This window comes from Kitasatospora sp. NPDC092948 (assembly GCF_044754805.1).
Lineage (GTDB): Bacteria > Actinomycetota > Actinomycetes > Streptomycetales > Streptomycetaceae > Kitasatospora.
Genome location: NZ_JBIVPU010000001.1, coordinates 547,379 through 567,592, shown reverse-complemented (window position 1 = coordinate 567,592; position 20,214 = coordinate 547,379). Strand labels below are relative to the sequence as shown.

Sequence of the window (20,214 nt, the reverse complement as noted above, 5' to 3'; positions counted from 1 at the left end):
GGGGCGGGTGCGCGCTCAGTAGACGTCGCGGACGTACCGCTTGTCGGCGGCGAGCTGCTTCACGTGGACGGCGGCCTCCTCGGGTGTGAGGCCGCCGTGGGCGGCGACGATTTCGTGGAGGGCCCGGTCGACGGCGGCGGCCATGCGGGTGGCGTCGCCGCAGACGTACAGGTGGGCGCCGTCCTGGAGCCAGGACCAGAGGCGGCGGCCCTGTTCGCGCAGGCGGTGCTGGACGTAGGTCTTGGCGGGCTGGTCGCGGGAGAAGGCCGTGTCGAGGCGGGTGAGGGTGCCGTCGGCCAGGTGGGCGGTGAGCTCTTCGCGGTAGTAGAAGTCGGTGGCGCGGTGCTGCGCGCCGAAGAACAGCCAGTTGGGGGCGGTGTGGCCGCGGGCCCGGCGGTCGTCCAGGAAGCCGAGGAACGGTGCGACGCCGGTGCCCGGGCCGATCATGACGGCCGGGGTGGCGGGGTCGGCCGGCGGCCGGAAGTGCGGGGCGCGGCGGAGGCGGACGGGGACGGTGACACCGGGTTCGGCGTCCGCGAGGTGGGTGGAGCAGACCCCGCCCCGCCGGCGGCCGTCGACGCTCGCCCAGCGGACCACCGAGACGGTCAGCGAGACCAGCCGGGGGTCGGTGAGCGGGCTGGAGCAGATCGAGTACTGGCGGGGCGTCAGCCGCCCGAACGCCTCCGCCCACTCCCGGGCGCTCGCCCGGACGCCGAACTCCCGTGCCACGTCGATCGCTTGCCGACCCCGACTCCACCGGGACAGCGCGTCCGGGTCCGCCAGGAGCGCGCGGCCGCGGCCGGTGCGGTCGGCGCAGAACCGGAGCAGCGCCGGGCCGACCCGGGTGATGTCGAGGTGTGCGGTGAGCGCCTCGCGGAACGGGATCGGGCCGCGGCCGGGGAGGGTCACCGCGGAGCTGTCGCCGACGAACGACAGCCACTCCCCCACCAGTTCCGGCGAGTTGACGGGCTGCACGGTGAGCGCGTCGCCGACGGAGTAGTCCAGCGGCTCGCCGAGGTCGAAGGTGAAGCGGCGCACCTCCTTCCCCGAACCCGGGCCGCTCAGCAGGCGGTTGCCGACCAGCCGGGCCGCTGCGAAGTCGCGACGACGCGCGGGGACGGACGCGGCGGGCGTTCGGCCCTGGCCGGCGGGCGTTCGGCCCTGGCCGGCGGCCGTTCGGCGGAAGACGGCGTCCAGCCAGGCGGGGACGGCTGTGTCGTCGTCCGGCGCACAGTCGACCCGCGCGGCCAGCCGGCGGGCGCCGAGTTCGGCGAGGCGGGCGTCCAGGCGGCGGCCGTGGCCGCAGAAGTCGGGGTAGTGGGGGTCGCCGAACGCGAGCACCGCGAAGCGGCGACCGTCCAGCCGGGCGGCCGTGTCGGCGCTGAGCGCGTCCCAGAACGCCGCGCCGTTGTCGGGGGCGTCGCCGTCGCCGTAGGTGGAGGTGACGAACAACAGGTCGGTGTCCGGGGGGAGTTCGGCGGGATCGGTGTCCGCCAGGGCGCGCAGCTCGGCGGTCCGCCCCTCGGCGGCCAGGTGGGCGGCGACGGCGGCGGCGAACTCCTCGGCCGTGCCGGTCTGGGAGGCCCAGAGCACAAGGGCCTGCGGCGGTGCCCCGCCGTCGGCCGTGCGGTCCGCCCGGGAGGTCTCGGCCGCCGCCTCGACCCTGGTCAACGCGACGGCGCAGTACTTGAGTTCGAGCTGCTGCGAGAGCGGATCGGTCGCGTCGGAGGTGACGGCGTTGATGCAGAGGTCCGCGCCGAACAGGTCGTTCCAGTGGAACGGCGCGAAGCAGTTCCCCGGCCGGACCCGGTCGGTGACGCTGGCCGGGAGGACGGCCCGGCCGCGCCGGGAGGCGACTTCGACCCGGTCGCCCTCGGCGATCCCCAGCTCCGCCGCGTCCGCCGGGTGGAGTTCCACGAACGGCGACGGGTCGAGGCGGAGCAGCTTGGCGACCTTGGCGGTCTTGGTCAGGGTGTGCCACTGGTGCGGCAGGCGGCCGGTGTTGAGGACGAACGGGTAGGTGTCGTCCGGGAGTTCGGCCGGGTCCAGGTGGGGGCGGGGGTGGAAGATCGCGCGGCCGGAGGGGGTGGGGAAGCGCGGGGTGCCGTCGGGCCGGAGGTAGCGGATCGGGTTGCGGGCGGGGCCGGCGGGTTCGGCGGCGGGCCACTGGACGGGGGTGTCGCGCAGCCGCGGGTAGTCGATGCCGCGCAAGTCCCAGCCGGTGACGGGGTTGTGGGCCCTGCGGAGCTCGTCGAAGACCTGTTCCGCGCTCTCGTACCGGAAGCCGTCCGAGAATCCCATCGCCTGCGCGACCTCGGCGATGATCCGCCAGTCGGGCAGGGCCTCGCCGGGCGGGGCGACGGCCGGCCGCGCCAGGGTGAGGGTGCGTTCGCTGCTGACCAGGACGCCCTCGCTCTCGGTCCACAGGGCGGCCGGCAGCACCACGTCCGCATACGCGTTGGTCTCGGTCTCGGCGAACACGTCCTGGGTGATGACGAGTTCGGCCCGCGAGAGGGCGTCGATGACGGTGCGCCGGTTGCCGACGGTGGCGACCGGGTTGGTGCAGATGATCCAGCAGGCCTTGATCTCGCCGTCGGCCATCCGCCGGAACATGTCCACCGTTCCGGTGCCGACGCCGTCCGCCCGCAGGGTGCCGGGCGGCAGCTTCCACAGGCGCTCGGTGAACTCCCGGTCGGCGGAGGAGAGTACGGTGCGCTGGCCGGGCAACCCCGGGCCCATGTAGCCCATTTCGCGGCCGCCCATCGCGTTGGGCTGGCCGGTGAGGGAGAGCGGACCGCTGCCGGGCCGGCAGACGGCGCCGGTGGCGAGGTGCAGGTTGACCAACGCGTTGGTGTTCCAGGTGCCGTGCGTGGACTGGTTCAGGCCCATCGTCCACAGGCTGGTGAACTCCCTTGCTTCGCCGATGAGTTCGGCGGCCCGGTGCAGGTCCGGCTCGGCCAGGCCGGTGATCCGGGCGACCCGGTCCGGCGGGTACTCGTCGAGCAGCGGGAGCATCGCCTCCCAGCCTTCGGTGTGCCGGGAGATGAACTCGGGGTCGGTCCGGCCGGCCCGGTGCAGAAGGTGCAGCAGGCCGTTCAGCAGGGCGAGGTCGGTGCCGGGGGCGATCTGCAGGAACAGGTCGGCCTTGGCGGCGGTGGCGGTGCGACGCGGGTCGACCACGATCAGCTTGGCGCCGGCCTTGACCCGGTCCATCATCCGCAGGAACAGCACCGGATGGCAGTCGGCCGCGTTGGAGCCGATCGCCAGGAACACATCGGCCAGGTCGAGGTCGTCGTAGGAGCCGGGCGGGCCGTCCGCGCCGAGCGACAGCTTGTAGCCGGTGGCGGCGCCGGCCATGCACAGCCGGGAGTTGGACTCGATGCGGTTGGTCCGCACGAAGCCCTTGGCGAGCTTGTTGGCCAGGTACTGGGCCTCCAGGCCGAGTTGCCCGGAGACGTAGAAGGCGATCGCGTCAGGGCCGTGCTCGTCCAGGACGGCGCGCAGCCGGCGGGCGGTGTCGGCGATCGCCTCGGCGGCCGGGACCGGGATCGGCGGCCCGCCGCGGGAGGGACGCACCAGGGCGGTGGTGAGGCGTCCGGGGGCGGCCAGCAGGTCGCCGGTGGTGGCGCCCTTGGTGCACAACCGGCCCCGGTTGGCCGGGTGCTGGGGGTCGCCGGTGGTCCGCCGGACGGTGCGGGTGCCGTCGGGGGCGGTCGCGAGGTCGAGCAGCAGGCCGCAGCCGACTCCGCAGTAGCCGCAGACCGTCCGGACCGGGCCCGACGGCCGGTCCGCGTCCTGGGGCCGTTGTCCGGCCTGTCCGTTCACGGAAACCTTTCCGAGTGCGCGTCGAACCCGAACCGGCCGCGCGGTGCCGAGCCGGCCGGTCAGGCGCTGTGCGGCACTCCGGCGACCAGGATGCTCTGGCCGCGGAACTCGGCCACCACGGCGCCGGCGGTGGTGCGGACGGTGACGTCGTAGACGCCCTGCCGCCCGGAGCGGGTGCGCTCGGTCGCCTCGGCGACCAGTTCGTCGCCGATCTGCGCGGGGGCGAGGAAAGTGACCTGCGCGCCCTGGGCGAGCGCGACCGGGCCGTAGCTGTTGCAGGCGTAGGAGAACGCGGCGTCGGCCAGCAGGAACACGTAGCCGCCGTGGCCGATGCCGTGCGCATTGGCCATCTCCGCGGTGACCTTCATCCGGGCCACCGCCCGCCCGCCGGTCACCTCGTCGAGCACGATCCCCGCGCCCTGACAGGCCCGGTCGCGCTCGTACAGCGCGTCGATCCGTGAACTCCCCATCACTGCTTCCCCCAGCGAGCTGCGCGTTCTTGGGCCTCAGCATTAGATCGACCGGACTGATCGGCTGTCAATGGTCGTCCGACACCGCCGGGGCCCGCCTCGCGGGGCCCCGGCGGTGCCGGACGGGCGGGGCGGGTCAGGCCTCCCAGCCCTGCTGCGCCCCGGCGGCCAGGTCGTCGACCGTGACCGGGCCCTCGGCCGACTTCCGCTCGACGTAGTCGATCACCTGGCGCACCTCGGCCACGGTCGGCGACTGCCCGTCCGCCTTCCCGAGCAGCCTGCCCAGCAGGGCGGAGGCACCGTCCGACGTGCCGCCGCCCAGCTCGACCAGCTGGTGGGTGGCCCGGACGTGGGCGGCGCCCGCATCGGTGCTCGCGGTGAACTCCCGGTCGTAGACCGCCCGTCCGAGCCACACCGTGCCGAGCAGCTGCTCGTGCTCGGCGGGGGTGCGGGCGGCCGGGTCGGCGTTCGGCGTCAGCAGCCGCTGGACCTCGTCCAGCCGCCACGCCCCGTCGGTGACCCGCTGCTCACCGGCCCGCTGCTGGTCGGTGAAGGCGAGGTACCGGTCGCCCGGCACGTCCGTCCCGACCGTCTCGGACAGCGGGATGTCCACGGCGAACGGGACGACTCCCTTCTCCTTGACGGGCTTCCGGTCCCCGTCGAAGAGCGTCACCTCGACCTCGGCATGGCCGGCGTAGCGCGCCATCGGGGTGGCGAACTTGCCGTTGGAGATCACCTGGCCCGAGTCGCCGTGGCCGCCGCCCTCGCGCCACAGCCGCTGGGCGCCGCCGACGACCGCCGGGCTGTTGGTGGTGTCGCCGGTGAGCTTCACGCCGAACTGGCCCTGCGCGCCCGCGTTCTGCGCCGTCAGCTCGTTGCGGGTGCGGCCGGAGGCGGTGGCGTTGGCCGGACTCAGCTCGACCTTGTCGTCGACCGCCCGGTGTTCCAGCGAGACGACCTTCACCCCGACCTCGACGCCCTTGCCGCCGCCGAGCATGACCCGCTTGGACGGGATGCTCGCGGCCACCTCCATGCCCTGGGTGGCGGTGCCGAACAGCGCCGACAGGTGGCTGTGCGAGGTGACGGTCCCGACCACGGGCTCCATCTCCTTCCACCCGGACCTGCCGAAGTACTCCGGGCCGCGCAGCCGCACCAGGTCCTGGACGCCGCCGACGTCGCCGAGCCAGCGCAGCACGTCGGTGTCGCGCAGGCCGGTCTCCCAGACCCGCTCCGGCGGCACCTGGACGGTCACCGACTCGGGCGCCCGGACGGCGGCGGCCTCCCGCGCGCCACCGGCCGCGGGTACCGTCTCCCCGGTCTCGACCAGCGCCTCGAACCCGATCGCCGCGGTGCGCCGCTGGTACACCTGCTCGCCGAACCAGGGCCGCCGGGTGATGGTGAACTGCAGCTCCGCCTCACCCGCGTAGGCGCTGCCGGGCAGCTTGGCCTTGGTGGCGGCCCCGGCCGCGGTGCCCCGGGTCACGGTCTCCACGTGGTCGTGGCCGTGGCCGCCGGTGCCGGTCAGGCCGGCCGTCACCGAGACGGCGGGCGCGCCGGGCACCGGGACGGCGGTCGCCACGCCGAGGGTGCCCTGGTGGCCGGTGCCGGTGCTGCCGGTCTGGGCGAAGCTGCGCTGCACATCGGTGCCGGCGTTGAACTCGGTGGTGCCGGCGTCGCCGAGGTGCACCATCCGGTCGCGGAGCTGGGCGCCGATCCGGACGGTGGTCCGCCCGTGCCGCACCACGATCTCGTCGCCGGCCGTCATCGCCTTCAGCCGGGACTGGAGCCGGTCGGGGGTGAGTTCCGCGTCCAGCTTGCCGCGGATGCCCGCCCAGTCGCTGCCGAACGGATTGCGCGTCAACTCCGGCTGCCCTGCCGCCTTCCGGCGCAGCCCGCCGCGCTTCCAGCCGGACTCCACCTGGGACAGCACCGACTCGCCGAGGGTCCGCCGGGGAGCTCCGTCCGCTGCTCCGGGCAGCGCGTGGATGTCGGTGACGATCGCCGAGGAGTCCAGTCGCCGCCCCTCCGCGAAGCCCTTCGGCAGTGTCTCGGTGGTGCGCTCGACCGCCCCACCGCTCGGGACGGCGTCGCGCGCCGGGACGGCCACCCGTGCCACCGTCTCCACGTCCGCGCTGTGCACCCCGTCGGGCAGGCCCAGCCGCTTGAACGCGACCTTGACCTCGTACGGCGCGGTGACGTCGAAGAACACGGCGGGCTCGACGTGCTTGCCGCGGTTGGAGGCCGAGCCGACGGTCTCCGCCGCCCGGCCGTAGCCGCGGTCCAGCCGGTACGCGTAGCCGCCGCTGACGTCCACCACCTCGGTCTTCACCTTGACCTGGCCGCCGCCGTTCAGCCGGTCCCGGCTGTCGCGCAGGTTGCCCTGGCCGCTGGAGGTGCGGGTGCCGGACTCGAACTCGTACTTCTCCGCCCGGGAGTGGTAGGTCGACTCCCCCAGCTTCGCCGTGACGGTCACCTCGGCCGACCAGGTCTTGCCGGACACGGTCTCGGTGATCCGCCCGCCGCGGGTGAGCTGCGACAGCTGGGCCTTGAGCGCGACCCGGTCGAAGCTCGCGGCGATCCGCTGCCTGACCTCCTCCGACGGCTCGCCGTGCTTGGACCGCACCGCGTTCTCCACCTCGGCGCGCACCTTGTCGGCGCCGCTCAGGGTGTGCACCACATAGGAAGCGTTCAGCTCGTGACGCCCCGTCATCCGGGACGGCGCGGCGTACGGGGCCTGCTCGGTGCGGGCGGCGGTCTGCGTGGTGGTCGGGGCGGCGGTCGGCTCGGCGGTCGGCTCGGCAGGCCGGGGCGCGGTGTCCTCGGGGCGCTTGAAGCCGATGACGCCGTCCTCGGTGCGGGGCGCCTGGACCTTCACGGTCTCCCGGGCGTCCATGCCCACCTCGACGCGGACCGGCTCCGAGAAGTCCGGACGTCCGGCGCCCGCCTCGCCGGGGCGGCCGACGTGCACGTCCACCCTCAGCTCGGCCCCGTAAATCACCTGCGGCGCACTGTACTTGCCGCTGGCGTACACCCGGTCGGCCTGCCGGCCCTGCCCGCCGGCCCGCCGGCGCTGCTGACCGGCGCCGGTGACGCCGATCTCCGCGCCGGGCGCCGTCTTGGTGGCCTTGGCGACGCTGCCGCCGAGCTGGCCCTGCTCCAGCGTGGTGCGGGCGTCCAGCCGGCGGTCCACGCTGAACGTGCTCGTCTCGTTGACGGTGTTGAGCTCCGCCTTGCCGTCCTCCCGGCGGTAGGTCATCTCCTCCACCCGGGCGGTGGCCGTGACGACCAGGCCCTCCTTGCCGGGGATCTTCACCTCCAGCGGCTCGCCGCGGGTCATCCCGGTCAGCCGGGCGGCCAGGTTCGGCTGGCTGAAGCCCTGCATGACCTGGTCCCGGACGGCGTTCCAGTCGTCGCCGAACCGCTCCCGGCCCTTGGCGTCCAGCGCCGCACGGAGCGCCGCCGTGCTCTCCAGGTCGCGGACCACCACGGTCTCGCCCAGCCCACCGCTGTCGTTGCCGCCGCGCCAGACGCTGTCCGGCGGGCTGACCACCTCGTGCGACTCACCGGCGTTCCGGGACACCGGAGTCGACGTCTCGGACGGGGTGTCGGTGGTGTCCGCCCGGTCGACCAGCAGCCGGACGTCCGCCGTGACCGCGTCGTGCGCCGCGGCCGGGTCGTGCGCGACGGGCTTGCCGTTGAACGACAGGTCGAAGTGCACGGTGCCGTCGTACAGCACGCCGGGCACCTTCGACTTGCTGGTCAGCTGGGAGGTCCGGGCGTCGCCGCTGATCTCCACGTGGTCGCGGCCGAGCCGTCCGGCACCGCCGCCACCGATCAGTGCGGTGCCGGCCTTCACCCCGGCGGAGAAGCCGAGTTGGGCCGCGTGGCCGTGGCCGGCGGACGTGCTGCGCACCTGCTGCACGGTGGTGCCGATGTTGAACTCGGTCTCCTTGGTGGTGCCGACCTGCTTCAACTCGCCGACCCGCGCGCTGATCTCGACCGTGCCGACCTGCTTGCCGCGGACGTCGGTGAGCGTGACGGACACCGGTTCGCCGGCCGTCATGCTCTTCAAGTCCCGCTGGAGCCGGGCGAAGTCGACCTCGGCGAGCACCTTCTCGCGCAACTCGGGCCAGTGACCGCCGAATTCACGCTTCGCCGCCGCCTCCGCGCCGTCCAGCAGGGACTCCACGGGCAGCCGGCCCTGGGAGCTGCCGCGCGGCGCGAGGTCGAGCACGATCTCCTGGCCACCGACCCGGCCGTCCAGCAGCCGCTGCGGGGGCACCCGTAGCTCGCCGCCCGGCGCGACCTCGGGCCGCTCCGGGACGGCGACGGTCAGATCGAGGTCCACCCGATCCGTGCGACCGCCCGAACTCCCCTGCACCGGCTCGCCGTTGCGGCGCAGGTCGCCGAAGTCGAGGTCCAGCCGCATCGTCGACCGGTACACCTCGGCGGGCCCGCTGGTCTTGGACCGGGCCACCGTGCCGCCCAGGTCCAGGTTGACCTCGGCCTGGCCGCGGTCGTGGTAGTACGCGACGAGTTCCGACGGATCGCCGACACCGCGCGACTGCCGGGCCTGGACGCCGACGTTGAACTGCCACTGCGCGTCCCGGCTGGTCCCGGTCGCCACCGTCCGGTCGGCGCCGTTCTCGAACTCGATCTTCTCGGTGCGCAGGTGCGTCGACCCGGTGACCTCGCCGCGCAGCTTGACGCTGCCGCTCCAGCCGTTGCCGTCGAACGGCGCCGTCCATACCTCGCCCCGCGACAGCGCGCCGAGCATCGGGCGCAGCGTCGCCGGCCCGAAGTGCGCATCCGCGAACGCCCGCGCCGCCGCCCGGTCGCCCGGGACGGCCTGCGCGAGGACGTCGATGACCTTGTCCCGCACGGCCTTCTCGTTACCGGTCAGCCCGACCACCAGGTCGGTGCCGGCGATCGGCTTCGGCGCGAGGGCCTCCGGCCGGGGCGTCGGCTCGGGTCCGGGCGTCTCGTCCGGCTGCGGGACGACCGGGGCACGGTCGGTCGGCGGAACCTGATCGGTCGGCGGGACGTCATCGGTCGGCGGGATGTGATCGGTGGTCGGGACGTGATCGGTCGTCGACGTGTCGCCGGTCTCCGGCGCGTGGTCGTTCACCGGGAGTTGCTCGGACACCGGAATGTGCTCGGACACCGGGACGTGCTCGGACACCGGGGGGTTCGACAGCGGCGGTTCGCTGCCGTCGTAGTGGTCGCTGGCGCGGTACACCGTCACCTGGCGTCCGTCCTGGGGGCCGAAGACGGCCTGGGTGGTGCCGTCGTGGTCGACCACCCGGAGCCGGAGGCCGAGCGCGTGGGCGGTCGCCGCCGGGAGCATCTCGCCCTCGGTCGACTGCCAGCGGGTGTCCCAGTCCTGGACGGTCCGGAGCAGGGCTGCCCGTTCCTGGGCGGACGGCGGGGGCGCGTTGTCGGTCAGGTGCTGACCGACGATCTCCCGGAGCTGGTCGACGGGCAGCCCCCTGAACGCCTCCCGGGCGTCGGAGGGAAGGTGCGCCAGCAGGTCGCCCGCGGGCAGGTCGGCCCGACTGAGCATGTTGCCGCGGTAGTTGGCGACCACCTCGGCCGGCCACTCCTCCGGGCGCAGCGCCCGGAAGTGCTCCCCGACCGCGGCCTGCAACTCGCGCGGACCGCCCAGCTCCGGTGCGCCGACCGCGACCGAACGGAGCAGGCAGTAGCCGTCCCCGGCCACCAGCACCCGCTGCCCGGGCGGCGGGAACTCCACCTCCGGCGCACGAACGGACTCCGGCGTGGACGGCCGCAACTCCGCCTCCGGCGCACGAACGGACTCCGGCGTGGACGGCCGCAACTCCGCCTCCGACCCGTGGACAGGGTCCGACGTGGACGGCGGCCCGGTGCGCTCGGCCCCCTCGGGGGAGGTCGAACGGGGCGTGCTCCCCTGGCCCGCCGCCGGGCGGGACTCGGTGGTGGTCGTGCTGCGCGGGCCGAACTCGGCCGGGGCCGAGGCCGATCGGGGGCGGGTCGGCCCGCCGGTCACCCGGCCGCCGGTGCTGCCGCCGGGCGTGCTCGGCGGCGGGGTGGCGGGCGTGGTCAGCCCGGGCGTGTCCGGTCCCTCGTCACCGGACGAGGTCCGGTCGGTCGACTGCGGGACGCTCGGCTGCGGCACGGCGTTCTTCGGCGCCTGCTCGGGGTGCACGGCCTCGGGGTGCACGGCCTCGGGGTCGGTGTGGTCGAGCTTGGCGTGCTCGGCGCCGAAGCCGTCGTCAATGTCCATGGGCTCGGACGTGTCGTGCGGCAACGGCTCGTCGCGGGTGAACGTGCTGTAGCGCTCCATGAATTGCGGGTCGTGCGGCCCGGAGATGTTGGTCTCGTGCCGGTCCGCGACGGAGGCCCACAGCGTCCACGAGGGGTCGAAACTGTAGGGCATCTCCCCGGGCCGGGCGGGAACCACCCGGCGGTCCGTCAGGTCGGCCCAGCGCAGCGTGCCGTCCCGGTCGTGGACCAGCGCGACGGCGTGCCCGGCGCCGGTCTGCCCCGCGCCCAGCACGGTGGCGAAGCTGCCCGGCCCACCGGCCTTCACCTTCGCCAGCAGCCCGTTGACCGCGTCCGGCCCTTCGCCGAACAGCGCGGGCCCGTCGTGCCGCTTCCACAGCACGTTGCCGGGGATCGGTTCGACCGTGCCGTGCAGGGTCTGCCCCGAGACCCGGGGGCGCCCGAAGTGGGTGTCCCGGTACGCCTCGACGTTCTCGAAGCAGGCGTTCAGGTCGCGGCCGGGCTGGAAGCCCTCGGCGGGCCGCACCGGCGACTGGTGCGGATTGACCTTCTGGAGCAGCGAGTTGCTCATCGGCGGGTGCAACTTGGATGCGCCGCCCAGGTAGTCCACCAGCTGCCCGGTCAACTCGTGCTGCGGGCCGACCGCTTGGTAGCCGCGGTCGTACATCACAGCGTCGGAGTTCTCGTACGCGGGGGTGCGCTGCCGCTTGGCCTGCGGCCGGTCCGGCTCGACCTCCCTGCGGATCGTCACCCCGTCGTCGTCCCGACCGCGCTTGCGGTCGTTGCGGGCCTCCTCCCGGGGAACGGTCTCGCCGCCGCTCTCAACCACCCTCTCGTGTCCGGTGGTTGGCGTGGTTGACGTCGGGCTGTCGATGTCCATCGGCTCGACGTCGTGGCTGGTGGTGCTGTGCTGCCCGGTGCCGTACTGATCGGTGCCGTGCTGCCCCGTGGCGGGCGTGCCGAAGCCCTCGCCGGCCGGCGGCGGAGGCGGCGGCGCCTGGTGGGCCTGGATCTGCTTCGTCGCGTCCTCGCCCATCCGGTCGATCCAGCGGCCTCCGCTCTCCGGGTGGAGTTCCTGGAGCAGCTGGTCGATCTTCCCCTGCCGCGAGTGCGGCGGCGCACCCGCGCCGGGCCCGCCGCCCTCGCCGAGCAGCGTCCGCATGGAGCCTTCGATCAGCAGCAGCCGGTCGTTCGTGGCGTGCACGTTCTGCGCGGCGTCGGCCGCCAGTTGCTGGGTGACGTTGCGGACGTCCTCCAGGGTGTGGCCGGGCTGCCGAAGAGCGGTGACGGTCTCCAGCTGGCCGGTCAGGTGGCCGCGCATCTCGCCGATCTGCTGTTCCAGCAGCCCGAACGCGAAGTTGTCCCGCTTGAGGCCGCCCAGCACCCCCGCGGCGGCCGTGTCGAACCGTTCGAGCTGCTCGCGGGCGGTCACCTCGTAGGTGCCGACGGTCATCCGGACCCGGTCCGCCTCGGTGGGCGGCTCGAAGTTCAGCGGGCGCCGGTTCTCCCGGCCGATGTGGTAGTTGCCCGCCTCCTGGATCACCTCGTGGCTGATCACCTCCCAACCGTGCTCGCCGTACTTGAGCATGTTGGTGGCCTCGTACAGCTGGGACTGCTCGGGCGACCGGTACTCGTCGAGGCCGAACCAGTCGGTGACCGACTTGCCGGCCCGGAAGTCCGCGGTCAGGCCGAGGTTCGAGGACGAGGTGTACGACTGGACGTGCCAGACGGTGAAGCTGTGCGGCGTCACGTCGGTGATCGCCAACGCACAGCCGTTCATGCCGCCGGTCAGCACCAGCCCGTCGCCCGGCCGCGACGGGTCCGGGTGCATCGGCACCACGGTCTTGCCGATCGCGCCCGGCACGTTCGGGTCCGGGCGGCCGGTCTTGTACGGCACGTACGAGCCGGTGACGTAGTGGTGGTCCTCCTTCGGCTCGGGCAGCTTGATGCCGGCCGGCGGCTCCAGGAAGTTCGGGTCGTGCTGGCGGTACTTCTCCCAGGCCGGGACCAGCACGAAGCCGTTCTTGCCCGGACCGATGTTGGAGCGGTCCGGCTCGACCGTGAACCAGTGCCGGTCCGCGGCCTCGACGGCGGCGACGAAGGCGTTCGCCTGGTGCTTCGCCAGCTCGGGCATCCGCTGCATCGCGCCGTCGGCGAAGGACACCGACACCGGTGCCTTCGACAGCAGCTCGGCCGGGTCCGTCACCAGCCAGTGCTCCACGGTGCCGCGCGGCGGCAGCAACGGCTCGGCCAGCGGCGGCTGCTGGTTGTGCGGCGGCTGCTGGTCGTGCAGCGGCGCGTCCTGGGGCGTCGACTCGTGAACGGTCGTCTCGTGCACCGCTCCTGACGCACCGTCATGATTGCTGACGGGCGGAGGCGGTGGCGGCGTCGAGTGGTGACCGCTGCCCGACGGCACGCCCTCGCGGACGGTGCTCGACGGCGGCGGGGGCGGCGGAGCGACCGGGCTGCCGAACCCCCGGGTGCCCGTGCCCGTACCGTGCGCAGTGGGCGCGGGCGGCGGCGGGGGCGGCGTCGACCCGCCGAGGGTGAGGTTGTCGAGCCGGCGGCGAGTGGCGTCCGGCAGGTCCTCCGCGTCGGAGTCGCTGTCGTCCCGGCGTCGCTTCCGGTTCGGGGTGTCGGCCGTCCCGTCGTGCATCTGCACGTCGGTGTCCGGACGGTGCGCGGTCTGCGAGTCGGCGTCGGCCATCACCACGTCGTGGTCGGGCGTCGACGTCGGCTGCGCCACGTGGTCGGGCCGGTACAGGCCTTCCACGCCGAGGCGGCTCAGCTGGTCGTCGGTCAGTTCGGCGGCGTCGGCCCGGTTGGCGAACTCGCCGGACGAGGAGACCGGGAGCTTGTCGGCGTGCCCGGCCGGAACGCCGATGTCGTCGGCGATGATCCGGGAGCTCGGGCTGGGGTCGTTGCCCTTCACCACCTTGTCCAGGTCGCCCTGGGTCTTCGGTGCCATGATGTCGCGCAGCTCCGGCGGCACCAGCCCGTTCGCCTCCAGGCCGCGCACCGCCTGCAACAGGTCGGCGGTGTGCGGCGCGTACAGCGTCTCCGGCGGCAGTTGCTCGTGGGCGACGGCGGTCAGCAGCTCGGGGTCGCGGATGAGGTGCGGGTCCAGGAAGTTCTGGATCCACTGGTTGGCCCGGTCGTCGCCGAATCGCAGGTTGGACGCGCTGTTGGACAGGCCGGCGGTGATCTCCTCGATCAGCGCGGGCACGTCCTCGGCGCGCGCCGTCAGCGCCTGGTCGAACATGGCGGCCGGGTGGTTCTCTCCCGCCCCGGCGCGCGCGTGCATGCCGCCGTACTGCTGGGCGACCAGATCCCGGTCGAACAGCATCTGGGCGTTCCGGGACGCGAGCACCTTCTCCGACTTCGTCGAGCTGGACGTCAGCTGGTCGTCGTACAGCTGCTTGACCCGGTCGCGCACCTGCTGGGCGTCGGCCAGCCGCCGGCCGGCGGCATCGACGGCGTCCTGCTTCTGCTTCAGGTCCTTCTGCGCGTCGGTGTCCTTCTTCCCCGTCTCCTCCGCGGCAGCGGCGTCCTTCGCCGCCTTCTGCTGCTTGGCGGCGTCGCCCGGGTGGTCGGCGGCGTCCTTGGCGGAGCTGTCGGCCTTCGCCTTGGCCGTGGTGTGGGCGGCGTCGGCCGCGTTGGCCGCCTGCTCGGACTTGGTCTTCGCCTTCTGGCTGGTGGCCAGTGAACTCTGCGCGCCGATCAGGTCCTTGTGGGCCGGCGTCTCCTCGAAGGGGTCGTTCGGCTTCTTCTCCCTGGCCTTCGGCGGGACCATGGGTCCGGTCGGATCGCCCAGTTCGGACAGCCGCCGGTCGATCTCGCTCCGGCGCACGTCGGCCCGGTCGGCCGCCAGCTGGTCGGCGAGGTCGCGGTACCGCTGCTGGGTCTCGGGCGTCGAGAGGTCGCCCGGGTTGCGTCCCAACTCGCGCAGCGCGTCCGCCTTCGGGCCCGCCTGTCCGACCCGACCCGCCTGCTCGACGTGACCCGCGAGATCGTCCAACTGGCCGGCCAGCCGCCGCTGTTGCTCGGGGGTCAGCGGCCCGCCGTGCTCGGCGGCGGCGCGGAGCGAGGCCACCGTCTCGTCGATCTTCTGCGGTCCGGTGATGCCGTTGACCAGCGCCAGGTCGTCGACGGCGCCCTGCTTGATCTTCCCTTCGACCGCCCCCATCGCGTCGTGCACGGCGGTGAGCTGCTCGTGGGACGGGCCCGCCGGGTTCACCTTGGCCACCTCGGCGGCCAGCCGGTCGAGCTCGCCGCGGGCGGACACGTCCAGGCCGGACCGGCCGAGCTCGTGCTCCAGGCTCGCCACGGCCGCCTCGGCGCTGTCGCGGTCGGTGACCCCGCGCGAATCGAACGCGTCCGCCAGCCGCTCGTTGCCGTACGTCGTCCGCAGGTCCACGTCGTGAACGGTGGCGGCCAGGTCCTGGCGGACCAGGAAGGCGTGCTCCGGGCTGCCCTCGGCGAGCCGGGACTCCGCCTGGGCGCCGAACGTGTCGTAGATCCGGAGCCGGTCCGGGGCCATCGCGGTCACGAAGTCGCCGAACGCGTCCGAGACGGCCCGGTGCTCGGCCTCGTCCAGCGAACGCGCCTTGTACACCGCCGCCGTCACGTACTTGTGCACCATGTAGTCGGCGATCACGTGGTTGCGGTTGACGGCGGCATCGGCCAGTTTGACCTTGCCGTCCTTCATCCGCGTCACGACCTTCTCGGCGTGCGGCTGCTCCTGCATCAGCCCGTGCTCGGAGTACCCGAAGGCCTTGTGGTAGCTGTCCTCGAACGGCTTCCAGGGATCCGCCTTCTTGGTCACCCGCCCGGGAGGGGGCACGGGTACCGGCACGCCCTCGTCGCGGGTGCCGCCGGTACGCGGCGGAGCCTTCTTGTCGACCGCCGCCTTTGCGGCCGTCAGGTCCTTCTCCCGCTGCTCGCGGTCCCCCTGCAACTTCTTCTGCTGAAGCTCCAGGTCGTCGACCCGCTTCTTGTGCACGTCCTTGGACTTGGTGGCGACCGCCTGGTTGGCCTTGGCCTCCTTCAGCAGTTCGTCGACGCGCTTCTCCTCGGCCCGGATCCGCTCGATGGTCTTCGGCAGGACCCGCACCTCCGCCTCCTGCCGGTCCCTGAGGCGGTCCGCCAGGTCCTTGCGCTTCGTGTCACCCTTCAGCCGCTCGTGCTCGAAGATCGCCAGCCGGTCGGTCTGCTCCTGGGCGCTGTCCCTGGCAGCCTTCAACTTCTCGTACCGGTCCTGGAGTTCGGCACGCTGTTCGGGGGTGTGGCCGCCCTTGTCCCGCTCGGTCTTGGCGGCCGTCACCTCCTCGTTCAGCTTGGCGACCGCCTGGTGCAGTCCGTCCGCGTTCCGCGACAGCACGTCCACGTGCAGACGCTTCTCGTTCCGGTACTGGGAGAGGATCGCGTCGGTGTCCTTGTCCTCCAGATCGGCCCGCGAGTAGCCCTCCAACGTGCCGCGGGCATCCTTGAACTCCGGGGAGTTGCCGAGGAAGTCGTCGATGGTGTCGAAGGTCTTCTTGCCGTCGATCTTGTGCGTGTACTCGCTGCCCTTCGCCGCCGGCGGCTGGGCCGAACCGCTGTGCCCGGCCGGGGTGTTGGCGGGCGGCGGGGGCGGGAGCTGGTCCTTCGCCGACGGCGTGTCGGTCTGCGGCCGGGGCTCGGACGCAGGCGGCTGGTGCTCGGGCACGGGCGGAAGGTGATCGGGCAGGGGCGGCAGGTGATCGGCGGCGGGAGGCGCGTGCTCGGCGGCCGGAGGCGCGTGCTCGGTGGTCCCGCCGGTGCCGTCCACGTGCTCCATGAACTCGCGGAAGCCCTCGTAGGTGGCGTTCTGCTCGGTGGTCTCGCGCACCGGGTTCGCGGCGCCGTCGTGGATGGCGGACGGGTCCTCGCCGTAGAGCTTCTTCAGCAGCGGGTACAGCTCGGGCTCGTGCTGCTTCACCCACTCCGGGCCGTTGTTGCGCGGCACGTTGGTGTACGGGTCGGTGCCGTGGTTCGTCCCCAGGTAGGCGTTGGTGGCCTGGGCGAAGTACTCCTGTTCGTTCCTCGACGAGTAGTTGCCGAGCGTGTCGCCGTCCGGCCAGTGCACGGGCTTGCCGGCCTCCGCGTCCGCCTTCTTCTTGTTGAAGACGTCCGTGATCGTCTGCTTGTCGTGCCCGTTCAGCCCGTACTCGTGCACGGTGTGGCTGAACTCGTGCGTGGTGGTGGAGTAACCGTCCGCGTAGTGGGAGGAGTTGCCGATCGTGGTGTGCTCGCCGAGCAGGTTCTCCTCGGTGACGGCCGAGTGCCTGCCGCCCGAGCCGCGCATGTCGTCGTAGCCGCGACCGCCGCCCGCCTCGGAGTTGTTGCTGGTACCGCGCAGGTCGTGCAGGCCCGGGACGTCGGGCATCCGGACGTCCTTCGGGACGACCGCCACGTCCGCGCCGTTCTTCATCAACTGCGCTGCGGTGTCCGGGTCCTGGAGCAACCGGGCGACCTGCTGCTGTGCCTCCAGGCGCGCGGACGGGGCCTGCTCGGCCCGCGGGTCCACGTGCACGATCAGCTCGGAGGCCACCTTGGCGAAGTCCTTCGGCGGCAGCGCGTCCTTCAGCGCGTCCACGAACTTCGGGTCGCGGGCCAGCCAACGCCGGTTCTCCGGCTTGAGGTTGGCGAGTTCCTGGGACCGCTGCTCGGGCGTCATGCCCGGCAGGTCCTGCCGCAGCCGGTCCGCGTCGGCCGGGCGGATCCGGGAGATGTCCCGCTGGGTGCCGCCGAGCTGCTCGACGGCGTCCCGCACGTTGGCCGTCCGGCCCAACCGGTCGAGCTCCTCCTGACGTTCCTGCCGCTGACGGTCCAGCAGCTGGTCGTGCACCTGCTCCGGGTCCGGGCGGTTCGTCGTCGGCTCGTTGCCGTTGCCGGGCCTGGTCTCGCCGACCGGCCTGGTCTCGCTGCCGGGCCTGGTCCCGCCGACCGGCCTCGCGCCGTTGCTCGGCTCGGACGTCCGGCCCGCGCCCGGGCGGATGGTGCCGCCGACCGGACCGGCCTGGTTCGGGGTGGCAGCCGGCCTGGCCCCGCCCTGGTGCGGGACGGTCGTGGACGGCGCGGCGTGGGCCGAGGCCCCGGACCCGCCGCCGTGCCCGCCGGCCCCGCCGACCGGGCCGGGCGTGAAACCGCCCGCCATCGGCGCACCGGCCATCGGGCTCTGCGCGGTGTTCGCGGTCGGCGCGGTGTCACCCAACCCGTCCGGAACGATCTGCCCCGGCACCTGCTCCGGCCCCGCCGCCGGACGCGTCGTGGCCGGCCCGGCCGAGAGCCGGGTCCCGCCGTCCAGGTGGGTCCCGCCACCGGCCCCCGCCGCGTGCCCGGCACCGCCGAGCACACCCGCCAGGTTGGGCATCGAGGACGCCCCGGCACCGCTCGGCCGCGGCTCCCGCGGATCGTTCTGCGGAGTGGGCTCGTAGTCGGCCGAAGTGTCGTGCGCAGCCGCCGGGTTGACGCTCTCCTGACGCGGGATCGACTGCTGGACGGGGGTCGGTTCCGCAGTGGCGTGCGAGGACGTGACGCCCTCCTGCCTAAGCACCGACTCGTGCGTCTGCGGCGCGGTGTGCGCAGCGGGGACCGACTCGGGCGACGGTGCGACGCTCTCCTGACGGGGAGCCGCCTCGTGGACGTTCGAGACCTGCGCCGGCTCCTGCGCCGATGCCACGTTCTCCTGACGCGGAACAGACTCGTGCCCGGCCCCGGCGGCCTGCGGCGGCACGTTCTCGTGCGACACCGGGACCGACTCGCGCGACGGGACGGCAGTCTCCTGCAGCGGCACGGAGTTGTGCTCCTGCGACGCGGCGTGCGAGGCCACCGTCTCGTGCGAGGGCGACGACGGCGGCGGAGCCGGCAGCGGCTCGGAGCGCGGCGTCACCGACTCGTGGGTGGGCGCGACGTTCTCCTGACGCGGCATCGACTCCTGCGCGGGCGCAGCCGGCTGCGACTCACTGCGCGGGCCGACGTTCTCGTGAACCGGCGCCGACGCCTCCTGACGCGGCACGGACTGCTCCGCCCCCGGCGCAAAACTCTCCTGACGCGGCATCGACTCCTGCGCGGGCGCAGCCGGCTGCGACTCACTGCGCGGAGCAACGTTCTCGTGAACCGGCGCCGACGCCTCCTGACGCGGCACGGACTGCTCCGCCCCCGGCGCGACGTTCTCCTGACGCGGCATCGACTCCTGCGCGGGCGCAGCCGGCTGCGACTCACTGCGCGGGCCGACGTTCTCGTGAACCGGGGACGACGCCTCCTGTCGGGGCGTCGACTCGTGCGCCGCCGCAGCCGGCTGCGACTCGGTCCGGGGAGCCGTCTGCTCCTGGACGTGCGTCGCCGCCTGCTCGCGCGGAGCGGCAGCCGGGGCCGGGGCCGGGGCGGACTCGTGGCTCGGTGCCGGGGCAGCGTTGTGCTCGGCGGACGGCGAACCGACGGCGGACGGGGCGTCGCCGCCACGTCCCGCACCGAAGGGGCTCAGCCCGTTCACCTTCGACGCACCCGCACCAGCACCAGCACTCGTCTCGTGCGACGCACCCGCACCCGCACCCGAGCTCGACGAACCCGAGTCCGCCGTGTGCGGGGTACCGGAGCTGCCGGAACTGCCGGAGTCGCCGGACGGCCCGTGGTACGCGCTGTTGCCCACCGAGGTATCGGGCTTGTTGAAGCTGGGGGTACCGCCGTGCTCACCGGCACCGGCGCCGGAACCCGGGAGCTTCGGCGCCTCCGCCGCCTTGGGCGTCGCGAAGTGGCCCTTGGCCGCGGACGCGCCCGCGTGCAGGCCCGCGCCCGCGCCGCCGGAGAGGCCGGAGCCGAGCAGGGAGCTGCCGTCGACCTTGCCGGTGGTGACCGCCTGGGTGATGACGTCCGCGCCGACGCCGACCGCCGCGCCGGTGGCCATCTTGCCGGCGGTGGTCTTGAGTGCGGCCTCGGCGCCGAGCTTCTCCGCGCCCTTGGCGATTCCCGCGCCGAGCAGGTGACCGGAGGCGCCGCCGACGGCACCGCCGGCCGCGCTCATGCCGACTTCCTTCATGTCGATGCTCTTCCGGTGGCCCTCGGCGAGTTCGATGCCCTGGGCCAGGAAGTTGATCGCAGCCATCTGGGCGGCCTGCTTGACCGCCATCGTGATCATTTCCTTCAGCAGCACCTTCAGGGTGGCCGAGACGGTGGCCTTGCTGGCCGCGATGAACGCGGGCACCTCCAGCATCGACGCGCCCGCGGTGAACGGCGCTTCGGCCTCCGCGGTCGCGATCTCGAAGGCGAGGATGCCGAGTTGGGCGATGATCGTGATCTTCGCCGTCTCCGCGGAGTTGGCGACCTGCTCCAGCATGTCGCCCATGCCGTTCAGCGCGTTGATCGCGCCGGGCAGGTAGCCGGGGTCCTGCTCGGTGCCCTTGCCGACCGAGTACTTCTCCCAGTACTTGCCCAACGCCTCGGCGGCGACGCCCTGTTGGCCCTCCAGCGCGCGCTTGACCGTGGCGTCGGCGCTCTGCGCGGCGTCCTTCAGGCTTTCCGCCGCCTTGCGGCAGTGGTCGGCCATGTCACGGAGCTGGTCCTCGTCGGCTTCCGGCCAGCGGCAGCCCGCGAGCAGCAGGAGCACCCACTGGAGGGGCTCCGGGAGTTCGACAGCCAT

General features: G+C 73.4%; 3 protein-coding genes. All 3 read right to left on the bottom strand.

Annotated elements, in window-relative coordinates:
- Positions 1-15: 15 nt before the first annotated feature.
- The gene (locus tag ACIQF6_RS02065) at positions 16-3,825 is read right to left on the bottom strand and encodes a molybdopterin-dependent oxidoreductase (protein ID WP_400888953.1); all 3,810 of its coding nucleotides are present in this window, start codon (positions 3,823-3,825) and stop codon (positions 16-18) included.
- 59 nt (positions 3,826-3,884) lie between these two features.
- Complete coding sequence (gene paaI, locus ACIQF6_RS02060) at positions 3,885-4,295, bottom strand: hydroxyphenylacetyl-CoA thioesterase PaaI (protein WP_400888951.1); 411 nt, start codon at positions 4,293-4,295, stop codon at positions 3,885-3,887.
- Between the two features lie 136 nt (positions 4,296-4,431).
- A complete protein-coding gene (locus tag ACIQF6_RS02055) occupies positions 4,432-20,214 on the bottom strand; it encodes a hypothetical protein (protein WP_400888948.1) in 15,783 nt (5,260 codons plus the stop codon).